Raw genomic sequence first — 10,287 nt, 5'->3', positions numbered from 1 at the left:
ATAGAATTTTAAATTTTAAATTTTATTTTTTATTGGCTAAAAAGTTTCTATAATTTTGCGTCATAATTTCATTAATAGTAGTTAACCCCATTTTATTCTCTGATACTTCAGCCCAACTATTTCGGATCATGGACTTCATTCTTTCGTTCATAGCATGCATTGCTGTAAAAAGTAGAGGTGCACTTAAGTTTACAATGGAAATACCTAACTTTTGAAAATAGTCAACAGAGTGTTGTTTTATTCTTCCTCCATCGACGATATTGACCATTAAATGTGCTCTTTTATTTACGAATTTTATAACATCTTGCAATTCACATTCATCAATACCATCGACAAGAACAATCTTTGCACCTACTTTTATAAAAGCATCTAATCGCTTAAAAGCTTCTTCATTTTTGAGTGAAGCATCTGTACGGGCGATAACTTGAACAGGGTAAGAAGACTCAAGGGCAATTGATAAACGATCAATAGATTCCTCTAAAGGACGAACCTTTTTGTTTGCTAAATGGCCACAAACTTTATCATCTAAAGTTTGATCTTCAAATTGGATGGCGGAAACTTCTAAGTTTTTTAACTCTGTACAAGTCCTTCTTATTTGTTCTTTTCCTCCAAGTCCTGAGTCGATATCGCATGTTAAAAATAAATTTGGGTGATTCGATCTGATTATTTTTGCGGCATTTATAATCTCATTTGAATTAATTAATCCAACATCAGGCCAAGCAAATCGTGAATATGTGTAACCGAGTCCACTAATAAATAAACCTTTTGTTTCAGGAAATTTTGCAGCTATTGCTGCTGAAGCTGCATCAAACACGCCAATGTTAACTAAAGTAGAGCCTTGATCTAAAAATTTTAATAAATTTTTACCAAAATATTGATTATCTTGCATGAGTTGTTTTTCCTCGATTTGTTCACATTAATTTAAAGTAAATTTAAACATGCTTTTTATAAATGTCAACTTATAGCTACATTCAAAGTTTTCGAAATTTGATAACTCGAATTTGTAAATGTAAACTTAAAAATTTGACTTGTTTACTAAATAGAAAAAGAGTAATTAAATAAGAAGATAAAGTGAGAAATTTTTAATAAAAAAATTAAAGGAAAAATATGTCATTTGATAAAATTTTTGAAAGAATTGAAAAATGGAAATCATTTAAGATTATTTCTATTTCTATTCTTCTCTATCTCATTACTATGATAGTTATGTTTTGTTTTATTAAGCCTGAAGGATTTAATAGGTATTTCTTACTAGAAAAACAATCAAATGATATCGATATATATATTAATATAGCTAAAAATGGCTACAATTCTATTTCTGATTTTGCTATGTTTCCTTTATGGCCTTTATTAATAAAGGGGATAGCTACAGCTACATCGACTTCTAATTATATGCGTGTCGCAAATTTTACAGCTTTTTTTATTTTTTCTCTTTCTCTTCCTTTTTTATGGTTATTTTTAAAGAAATCATTTGATAAAAGTACAGCGTTATTGTTATTTCTTTGTTTTGTTTTTAATCCGCTTTCAATTTTTCATAGTATTGGTTATACTGAGAGTTTAGCAACATTCGAATTCAGTCTTTGGCTATATTTTATAAGGAAAATACTAAATAATAATGGGAATAAAAAAAATCCGATATTTTTTAATTTAGATTATTTCGTTATATGTATAGTCAGTTTTTCTCTAGGGCTAACAAGACCAATTTTTGCTCCATTTCTTATTTCTATATTAATGACTCTATTTATAATTTGGAAATTCGATACTAACAATAAAAAATCATATTCTGTACTATTGTACACACTCCTCTTTATGTTTTTAGGCTTTTTGACCTTTGCTTTCTTTTCATACTGGAAAGGTTTTGGTCTTTTTGCTTCCTTTAAAGCTCAAAACTCTTGGGATAGAGTTTTAGGACTTCATTGGGATGTGGTTTTTTCTCCCATTTCTGTAGGAGGCTCCGACAATGTTTTGAATTGGGATCTTCAGGCATTTTGGTTTCCACTTATATTCTTATTAATAGCTCTGATTTTTACATACACAAAAAAATCACTATTTGCTCTTGAATATGAGATAGGCGGTGTAAAAAAAGTGGATATCATTTTTTGGCTCGCTTTGCTTTTTTCGTGTGCACACAGTGCGATTCAATTTTTGAGTTATGATCGTTTTTTTAGCACATCACGTTTTATATTTGCAATTCCTCTTTTCTATTATGTCATTGGAAGAATTCTTGAAATATTTTCTAAAAAAGTTCGATTGTTTATTCTATTAATTTACTTCGTTTATTCTTTAGGATTTTTTATTTATTGGTGTACACGTTATGCAAGAGGAGCTTGGATTGGTTAAGTTTGATTATTTTGCTGGAAATTTAGAGAAGAAAAAAAGAAGTTTTTACAATAAACAAAATTATAAATAACGACAAAGTCTAAACAAATATTGGTCTTAAAAGAGAAGAAGGTTTGTATAAAGGAACAAGTTTTGGTTCATCCATATAAAATGGAGAAGATAGGTTTGTTAGTAAATCAGATTCTCGGGAGGGGTATATTTTATTTAATTTTATATTTGGTAGATATAGAAAATCTTCGCAATATTCAGGAAAAATTTTTATAAAATTCTTATAATGGATGTATTGATTTGCGCCTCGCCAAGGATCATGTATCAACAGAGTTTGATTTTCTACACCTTTAATAACAACTGCATGAGGAACTTTACCATAGCAGATATTTATCGTTGTTATAAGTGGTCCTAAGTAACAGAGTGCGTATGCAACCCAGGAACAGAAATGATTCATATTATTTCGTATTTGATGGGGTAAGTTAACTGAATTCATTCCAACCTTATGCATATCATCATCTAAAAGACCTGTAAGCATTCCACGTTTTTTGGAAATAAGGCTATTAATGCTTTTGAGATTTGTAATTAAAGTTGAGCTTGTGCCAAAATGAAGCATTTGAAATGAAGCTAGCATTTGAATACTTGCATCTCCACATGTATTTACTTTCTCTTGAAAGAAAAAATCACAATTTAAATTGATATATGGCGGAAATTTTTTAGGAAATTTTGTAAGATATATTGGAAAATCAGTAAATTTTTTCCCACTAAGCCTAAGTACATCGGTTTTAAAAAGGGGTTGATTCGAATGCCATCCTGTTAATTTATCAATAAGTGCCATGATTTATTAGCCTTAGTCGTATATGAAAGAAAATTATTACGTAACACAATTAAGTTACCAAAAACAATTATTATTATATCAGAAAAATATAATTTTAGAAATTACAATGCTTCATTTGGGAATTTAGATTTAGCTAATCACTTTAATAAATTCTTAAATTTCAGAATAGAAAATAGTAAATTATCTTTGCTGGAGTCTCACTGAAAAATTTTTTTTAAGGAGAAAATATGACTATAAAACGATAATTAGCATTTGTTACTAGTTCGAGCAGAGAATTTTGAAATAATATGGTTATGAGTTTAGCAGATGCAGTGATGGTGTGGGAGTCTTTTAGCAGAACTGAACTGATTTTATTAGGGAGCATAGGTGAAGCAGATGACATTGGAGGAGTAGTCGCTTTTTTGTGCACTAAAAATGCAAAACGGGTTAATGTACAAAGGATGGAAGCTTCTGGTGGTATATTCTTGTAGAAAATAAAGCAGAATTAAAATTAATAATCTTCGCTAATTTTAGATATTTTATAAAATTGCTAAATATCTCTCCACAATTAGTGTATACAAGAGCATTTAACGATATTTGCTTTTCACATGCTGCACAAGGGATTAATGGTATTAGAAGCACATTCTATTTATATTTATTATTAAATTTAAAAATTGCATATAACTCATTTTAAAAATGTAAATAATTTTCTATTTATAGCAAAGTTTTTTTGCAAAATATAGCTTTGTAATCTCAATTCAAATCTCAAAATGGAATACCCGTAAAAAAAACTTAAAATTTTCCAGAAAAAAAATATTTCTGAGTTTTGTCATCGTGCGTTAATATTTGAGAAAAAAAAATTAGTAATTGTGGTTACATTCATGTATGATAAATTGAGTTTTATTTTTTTGTGAACATTCATAAATTTAAGCGCAAGTGCTTCTTTCATAAAATCAAATATATGTATTTTCTTTCAAATTTTCGCGAATTTATCTTCGCTGAAATGCTTTGTCAAAGCGGTACTGCAGCCGCGTGTGCGAGAAGATTGTTCTCCTTTTATAGAAGAATCCGTTTAACGTAAGGATTATAAATGGCTTAAATACTCATCAATTAAGGAGCGAGAGTGTTCCCATCAATTTTTATATGCGGGATGTAGCCATTATAAGTAATATTACCGACATAACCTGCTTTTCCGGTAAACGACATGCCAATTGAGCTTGGTGTGAATTTAGTTACGACAAAATAATCGACATTTGCAGCATCATTTGTGAATACAATCCAGTATTTTCCTGGTTGAAGAAGAACAATACTTGCTCCTTTAAAAAAGGCATTCAATTTATTGTTCTCACTGTATGGGATATATGCGCTAATACTATCTGTTGCAGTCCCCAGAGTGACCGGATTGCCAATATTATCGTTATTATCTAGATAAACTCGAAATTTTGCGCTTGGCAATTGAGTAAATCCGTTGACTGAATTTTGATCGACATCCAATTCCACGGAATTAATTATTGAAATTTTATCAATAGTGAATTGATATGCTGACCAGACATTTGACCTAAATATATTTGTAGTGTTAGGTGTGGTGCTTAAATTATTAAATAAAGTGCTTGCATATATATTCTGTAAGAAGAAGGAGAGTGATAAAAATAAAATAGTTTTTAACATATTTCGCATAGATATTTCCTCCAAAAATGTTTTTATCAATGAGCAAAACAAGCGAAGTATTTTTTTATTTTCTCAAAATCTATATTCTTTGACTTAGATATTTTATTTCATGTTACATGGAAGGTCAACTTGGAATGAAGAATAAACAGAACTATCAAAGATAAATTCATTTTCATAAAATTTGATTATAATATGAGGCCTTTTATATATTACATCTAAATCTGTAAAATCTTTAATTGTTACTTTGCAACCGTAATTTTCCATCAAATCATTATTTACACCTATACAGAGAGCTCCACTTTCAACGGCAGCTTGAATACCACTTATGGAGTCTTCAAAAACAAGGAGGTGTTTAGGAGCAATACCAAGTTTTTTAGCTGCTAATAAATAGCAATCAGGTGACGGTTTTGATTTCTTGACATCATATCTATTTATTATATGTAAAAATATATTCTCAAGTTTGTGTTCTTTTAATATAAATAGAATTCTTTCTTTCCAACTACTTGTTACAAGTACTATTGGAATTTTTAACAAAGAAATTTCTTTAATAAAGGCTAGTACGCCAGTTAAAAGCTGGCAAGAGGATGTTTCTTCTAAATTATCTACTAATTGTTTTATTTGACGTTTTTCTTGCGGACTAAATTTATGAAATATAAGGTCTAATGTTTCTTCACCTGAACGGCCATGAATGGAGTTCTGTATATCATCTGAAGTTAATTTAAGCCCATAATTTTTGGCTGCTTGTGACCAATTATTTTCAATAATTTTTTTAGAATCAATAAGGACACCGTCCATATCAAAAGCGATTTCTTTAAATTTGAAATTATTATTCATATTTTGACACCAATGATAATTTTTTTCTAGAAAAACTGAAATATAAAATGAATGCACTTGATAGTGAAATAATTGCCATTAAAAAATATGCTGACGAACCCATTTTTTCAAATATAAAAGATGAGATTGGCATCATGCAGCCCATAGGTAAAGCAACTGCAAATGAATAATAAAAGCCAATAGCAGTGCCTCGTAAATATTCTGGTACATAGTCTCTTAAATATCTCATAAGTGCAGCGTGATAAGCAGCAAAACTTAAACCATGTAAACACTGCCATAAAATAATTTCTCCGATTGAGTTTGTAAATGGAAAAAGTATCCATCTTAAGGATGCGAACAATGCAGAAAAAATAATTATTTTTCAATTGAATTTTTTTTCAAAATTTTGGGTGATATAGCAAAAAAATATGCTTCAGCGATGACTGCTATTCCCCAAAATATACTGATAAAAAATGCAGAATATCCACTGTTAGACCACCATACAGAAATGCTTGAAAAATATAAAGCGTGACTCAATTAAATCAATCCACACGAAAATATAATAATGAAAAACTGCTTATTCATCAGTGCACGGACTTTTTCTGGGGATTTTTTTCTAGAGTTTAGTTCTTTAAATTTTTTTCGAGAAGCTGCAAGTCCGAGGCAAGTAATGAAGGTAAGGAACATGAACAGAATCATTGATTTTGGAACGATACTATAGCCATAATTTGCCACAAGTAATCCAGCCAAAACTGAAGTAATTATAAAAGTTATTGAACCAATAGAGCGCGTAGCACCATAATCTATCTCGCCCTGTTTTTCTGAGGTTATCAATGTAGATTCACTGATGGGCAATACCGAAGTCCATGCTGCTCCATATATAATCGAGATTAAAATATAAAGCTGAAGTGATGAAGTGCTTAAAGAAAAAATAATGCAAATCGTTGAAATAAGAGCAAGCAGTGATGCAATAATAGCTGAATTATATTTCCAATCAGAAAGATATCCTAAAAGAAAACTAGATATTACTTGAGGCCAAAATGCAGCAGCAATTAATAATCCAATTTCACTGACAGTAAATCCTATTGTTTTTAACCACACAGGCCAAAGTGCATAAAGAACCCCTTCTACAGCAAAAAATAAAATATATATTAATTGTAAATAACGGTGTGTTATCATATTTGACTCAATGAATATATCATAAAAGAGCTCTTTTCATTATTAATTATAAGTTTCTCTTTCTTTTAAATGCACAATAATTTCTTCGTTCATAACAATAAAATCAATCATTCCTGATTTGAGCGCATCGAAGGCGTCTTTTGCATCACAAACGATTGGTTCCTCATGCTTATTAAATGAAGTATTTATTAAGGCAACCTGATCAGATGCTTTATACCATTCTGATAGTAAATTATACATAAAAGGATCTTTATTTTTATAAACGATTTGAGGTCGAGCAGTATTATCTATATGAACAACTGCGGGACAAGATTCTATAAATTTTTCTTCGCAATCATACGTAATTGTCATGTATTCCGCGGCAATATTATTATACTGCCAATTTTTAAAAGATCGACTTGCAAAATCTTCACTTACTACAGGGGCAAAAGGCATAAATTCTGTTCTGTTCATCCGTTTATTTAGCCAATCATTTATTGTTTTATCTTTGCAATGATAAATAATACTGCGATTGCAGAGTGCGCGTGGTCCAAACTCCATTCTACCTCTGAATAAACCAATAACTTTGTTATTCTTAAGTAAATTAACAATCGTTTTATAAATATCATTTGGCTTAAAATAAGTTAAAGTTGGATATTTTAAATTTAGAAGATTTATATTATCAACTGTTTTTCCAGAAGTTGGACCAAGTAACATATTTGGAACATGAACTTTGTTCTTCATTTTTAAATATGGAACAGATACCGCTGCGGCCAGAGCTAATCCTCCATCACCCATGCAAGGTAATATATAAATTTGTTTAACCCCTTCAACTATAAAAGTATCCAAGACTATCGATGCTTGTTTCTCTTTGTAAAACTTCAAAACCTGAATTTGTAAATAAACTTACTGTAAAAGATTGAAAGTCTCCTCTGCCATCACAAGTGATTACAAGAGATTTTTGAAACGAGGAGCAAATAAATGCTCCGATAGCATGACACTCATGGTGATCGATATAAATTACTTTTTCTTGTAATTTATTTTTTAAAATGAAGCTTTCAAATTCCAATCTTTTTTCTTTATCATTATTTATTTCATCAATTATCCGATTCTTTAAATATTTTAAAGCGGAAGAATTACGAAGAGCTTGATCACAGATTCTATCAAAATAAAGTGGTAAATGTTTTTCTGCAGAAAATCCCGCATTCTATCCATAAGCAATATAATCTATTTCAGGTAAGGTTATGTTTAGCTCATTTAGAACATAATTGATAGATTTTTCGGGCCAAATTTTATGATCTTTAATCCGTGTGAAACGCTCTTCACTCACTGTGCAGAGAACAGAATTATTTGCAACTATGCACGCTCCAGCCTGATCGTTATTTGTGACTCCGAGTATTTTCATTTAATTATCCTTAATATATTTTAAAATTAAAAGAATTATCAAGAAATTTTTTTAAAAAAAATGTTATCATGAATTTATTAAGATATTAAATAAGAGTTGTCAATATTTTTTTTCTATCAATAAATGTCTATCGAATTTTTTGCTGATTAAATATTCCCATGCATCTAATACTTCGTTAGGAACAATGCATTCTAACTGATAACCTAATTTTGGATATTCAATTATTCTATGCAAATCACCGACCATTTCGTCAATTAATCCAAAAATACCAACTGCATTAGAAACACCCCAAGGAAACTCATATTCAGGAGCATCTACATTATAACTAATATTTGGATTTTGTATTGGTATGGATAGTCCAAGTCGCCTCACCGTGTTCGCTTTCGTAAGAAATAGTATATTTTTTGCATCCGGAAACTGTTGAGTTGAAAATAAAATATTTTCTGCAAGATTTGTTGCTCTCTCTTCTCGAAAAATTTTCTTTGATGGAAGCTTGTGTTCGAGAGCTCTATTGTAAAAAATCTCTGCTTCCGTTTTATTCCACAAATATTTTGTCCAGTTTCTTGTATTGCCAGAGAATACTAATTTCTCAGCATATCCCTCTTTTATTAGTGAACAGGCATAATCACAAACTCTTAAGTCATAAGAGCCGCAAGCAACAATTAAATCACATTGAGTGCGTGACTTTCCAGCACAAAGAAAATCCCAAAGAATCTTTGCTTTTTGCAGAACGCTTGTTTCATTTATATCATTCATTGTGAGACTCTCCGTTTTAAAAGAAAAACTTGTCTAAAGAGATAGACATTAAATTTTAATTTTTAAAAACAATTTAAAATTTTTTAGTTCAATAATTAATTTTAGTAAAAAAGGATGTATTCAGTCTTACTCTAAATTAAAGATTAATAAAATAATGAAATTATTTTATACCATTTTGTGCTCTTTTATATAATTTATCTGTTAAATAATCTATTAATTTATTTTTATTTACAGTTTTATCTGAGTTTAATAGAACTTTCTCTTCAATACCAATCCATTCTCCAAAGGATTTATATCCAGAGTCTTCAAAGAATTTATCTGTTTCAGCAAATGAATATTGTATAATAAGACGAATATATTCTTTTTCAATAGATTTTAATTCTTTTATTTTATTCAAAAATTTTCCATTAGGTTTAGTAAAAAAACCTTCACGGTCGTAATCACCAAAATGATTCGTCGGCTTACCTTTTGCCTTCAATAATGACCATGGAACACTTTTATAGTTCATAGTGTCTGTAAAATATGCAAAACTCCAGCCATGATCTACCTTCACAAATTCTTTTTTATTATTCACAAGTGCTGTGCCTATATTTGCAGTATGCGTGTCATAATCACCCAGCCATAAAGCAACAGCAATCACATCACCCAAATTTGTATCTATATTTTTAATAATAAAATCTTTAATGCTTTCTTTATGAAATGTTAAAAATGTTGGTCGATCCTTTAGGCCCATAATCTTAAAAATTTCATTATATTGTTCAAAAAATATAGTTCCAACATAGACTTCCTCATGTAAGTCAGCTTTTTTATGAATTTTTGGATTAATAGAATTATCTCTGATTGCATAGAATACTGTAGATCCATATCCCTGGAGGAAACAAGCATAAAAATTTGCAGCGATATATTCTGCTATATTTTCTCCATCATTTCTGCCTTGCTTAAATAATAACTTTCTTGCTTTTCCATTAATGATAATCTCATAAACACCTGTTGCTGGGGCTAAACCTTTCTGTCCGCCAATTTTGCCAGACACTAATTTATAATCATTTATAATTTGTGAGAAACCAATCATTTCTGTTTTAATATGGGCAAAGCAATTATTTGCTTTATCGGTAACTTTAATGGGAGCAATTGTAATGGAATCTGCTATATATTTAGCTTTATCAGGCGTTGAATTAAGCAAAGAATTTATGTTTTTTGCCTGTTCACTATTATTTGAATCTGTGCCTCCGTTGCCTTTGTTGCAGGAGATATGGATTATTGAAAATAACACATAAACTACTAATGATTTTATCTGAGAACCTTTCATACTCGCCCCTCTCCTTATTTTTATGTTTGTCGACAG

General features: G+C 29.9%; 11 protein-coding genes and 1 pseudogene. 2 read left to right on the top strand and 10 right to left on the bottom strand.

The window, feature by feature from the left end; genetic code table 11:
- Positions 1-22: 22 nt before the first annotated feature.
- Positions 23-889 carry an isocitrate lyase/PEP mutase family protein gene (locus tag EZS29_RS11975; protein ID WP_130610959.1) on the bottom strand — a complete coding sequence of 289 codons (867 nt, stop codon included), beginning with the start codon at positions 887-889 and terminating at the stop codon, positions 23-25.
- 218 nt (positions 890-1,107) lie between these two features.
- On the opposite strand from EZS29_RS11975, the gene EZS29_RS11970 reads away from it, so the two are divergent.
- A complete protein-coding gene (locus EZS29_RS11970) occupies positions 1,108-2,337 on the top strand; it encodes a hypothetical protein (protein ID WP_130610956.1) in 1,230 nt (409 codons plus the stop codon).
- Positions 2,338-2,416: 79 nt separating this feature from the next.
- On the opposite strand, the gene EZS29_RS11965 is transcribed toward EZS29_RS11970, so the two are convergent.
- A complete protein-coding gene (locus tag EZS29_RS11965) occupies positions 2,417-3,163 on the bottom strand; it encodes a papain-like cysteine protease family protein (RefSeq protein WP_130610953.1) in 747 nt (248 codons plus the stop codon).
- A 293-nt stretch (positions 3,164-3,456) separates the two neighbouring features.
- On the opposite strand from EZS29_RS11965, the gene EZS29_RS16000 reads away from it, so the two are divergent.
- Positions 3,457-3,633, top strand: coding sequence for a hypothetical protein (locus tag EZS29_RS16000; RefSeq protein ID WP_172603926.1), 177 nt, complete (start codon positions 3,457-3,459; stop codon positions 3,631-3,633).
- A 619-nt stretch (positions 3,634-4,252) separates the two neighbouring features.
- Here EZS29_RS16000 and EZS29_RS11960 read toward each other — a convergent pair.
- The 8 genes and pseudogenes from EZS29_RS11960 to EZS29_RS11930 form a co-directional block, all read right to left on the bottom strand.
- Complete coding sequence (locus EZS29_RS11960; protein ID WP_130610950.1) at positions 4,253-4,819, bottom strand: hypothetical protein; 567 nt, start codon at positions 4,817-4,819, stop codon at positions 4,253-4,255.
- Between the two features lie 93 nt (positions 4,820-4,912).
- Positions 4,913-5,644, bottom strand: a complete 732-nt coding sequence (locus tag EZS29_RS11955) for an HAD family hydrolase (RefSeq protein WP_130610947.1) — start codon at positions 5,642-5,644, stop codon at positions 4,913-4,915.
- Positions 5,637-5,984, bottom strand: a complete 348-nt coding sequence (locus tag EZS29_RS16370) for an MFS transporter (RefSeq protein WP_172603925.1) — start codon at positions 5,982-5,984, stop codon at positions 5,637-5,639. The genes EZS29_RS11955 and EZS29_RS16370 overlap by 8 nt, the downstream gene beginning before the upstream one ends.
- Before the next feature lie 176 nt (positions 5,985-6,160).
- The gene (locus tag EZS29_RS11945; RefSeq protein ID WP_130610944.1) at positions 6,161-6,802 is read right to left on the bottom strand and encodes an MFS transporter; all 642 of its coding nucleotides are present in this window, start codon (positions 6,800-6,802) and stop codon (positions 6,161-6,163) included.
- A 42-nt stretch (positions 6,803-6,844) separates the two neighbouring features.
- Positions 6,845-7,630 (bottom strand): carbamoyltransferase C-terminal domain-containing protein, encoded by a 786-nt coding sequence (locus tag EZS29_RS16090; protein WP_216678672.1) that lies wholly within the window; start codon positions 7,628-7,630, stop codon positions 6,845-6,847.
- Positions 7,611-8,186 (bottom strand): annotated as a pseudogene (locus tag EZS29_RS16145) (carbamoyltransferase N-terminal domain-containing protein). Before EZS29_RS16145 ends, EZS29_RS16090 begins: the two are co-directional and overlap by 20 nt.
- Before the next feature lie 99 nt (positions 8,187-8,285).
- Entirely contained in the window at positions 8,286-8,942 is a 657-nt protein-coding gene (locus tag EZS29_RS11935; RefSeq protein ID WP_130610941.1) for a YdcF family protein, read from the bottom strand.
- Between the two features lie 160 nt (positions 8,943-9,102).
- The gene (locus tag EZS29_RS11930) at positions 9,103-10,251 is read right to left on the bottom strand and encodes a hypothetical protein (RefSeq protein WP_130610938.1); all 1,149 of its coding nucleotides are present in this window, start codon (positions 10,249-10,251) and stop codon (positions 9,103-9,105) included.
- Positions 10,252-10,287: the final 36 nt, after the last annotated feature.

It is taken from the genome of Fluviispira sanaruensis (assembly GCF_004295685.1).
Classification (GTDB): domain Bacteria; phylum Bdellovibrionota_B; class Oligoflexia; order Silvanigrellales; family Silvanigrellaceae; genus Silvanigrella; species Silvanigrella sanaruensis.
Note: the sequence above shows the minus strand (reverse complement) of the source record. Positions and strands in the feature narration are given on the sequence as shown.

Excerpts from the sequence above, each read along its gene's own strand:
- EZS29_RS11960 (WP_130610950.1), bottom strand. The coding sequence starts at position 4,819 with ATGCGAAATATGTTAAAAACTATTTTATTTTTATCACTCTCCTTCTTC.
- EZS29_RS11970 (WP_130610956.1), top strand. The coding sequence starts at position 1,108 with ATGTCATTTGATAAAATTTTTGAAAGAATTGAAAAATGGAAATCATTT.
- EZS29_RS11945 (WP_130610944.1), bottom strand. The coding sequence starts at position 6,802 with ATGATAACACACCGTTATTTACAATTAATATATATTTTATTTTTTGCT.
- EZS29_RS11975 (WP_130610959.1), bottom strand. The coding sequence starts at position 889 with ATGCAAGATAATCAATATTTTGGTAAAAATTTATTAAAATTTTTAGAT.
- EZS29_RS11930 (WP_130610938.1), bottom strand. The coding sequence starts at position 10,251 with ATGAAAGGTTCTCAGATAAAATCATTAGTAGTTTATGTGTTATTTTCA.
- EZS29_RS11935 (WP_130610941.1), bottom strand. The coding sequence starts at position 8,942 with ATGAATGATATAAATGAAACAAGCGTTCTGCAAAAAGCAAAGATTCTT.
- EZS29_RS16000 (WP_172603926.1), top strand. The coding sequence starts at position 3,457 with ATGAGTTTAGCAGATGCAGTGATGGTGTGGGAGTCTTTTAGCAGAACT.
- EZS29_RS11955 (WP_130610947.1), bottom strand. The coding sequence starts at position 5,644 with ATGAATAATAATTTCAAATTTAAAGAAATCGCTTTTGATATGGACGGT.
- EZS29_RS11965 (WP_130610953.1), bottom strand. The coding sequence starts at position 3,163 with ATGGCACTTATTGATAAATTAACAGGATGGCATTCGAATCAACCCCTT.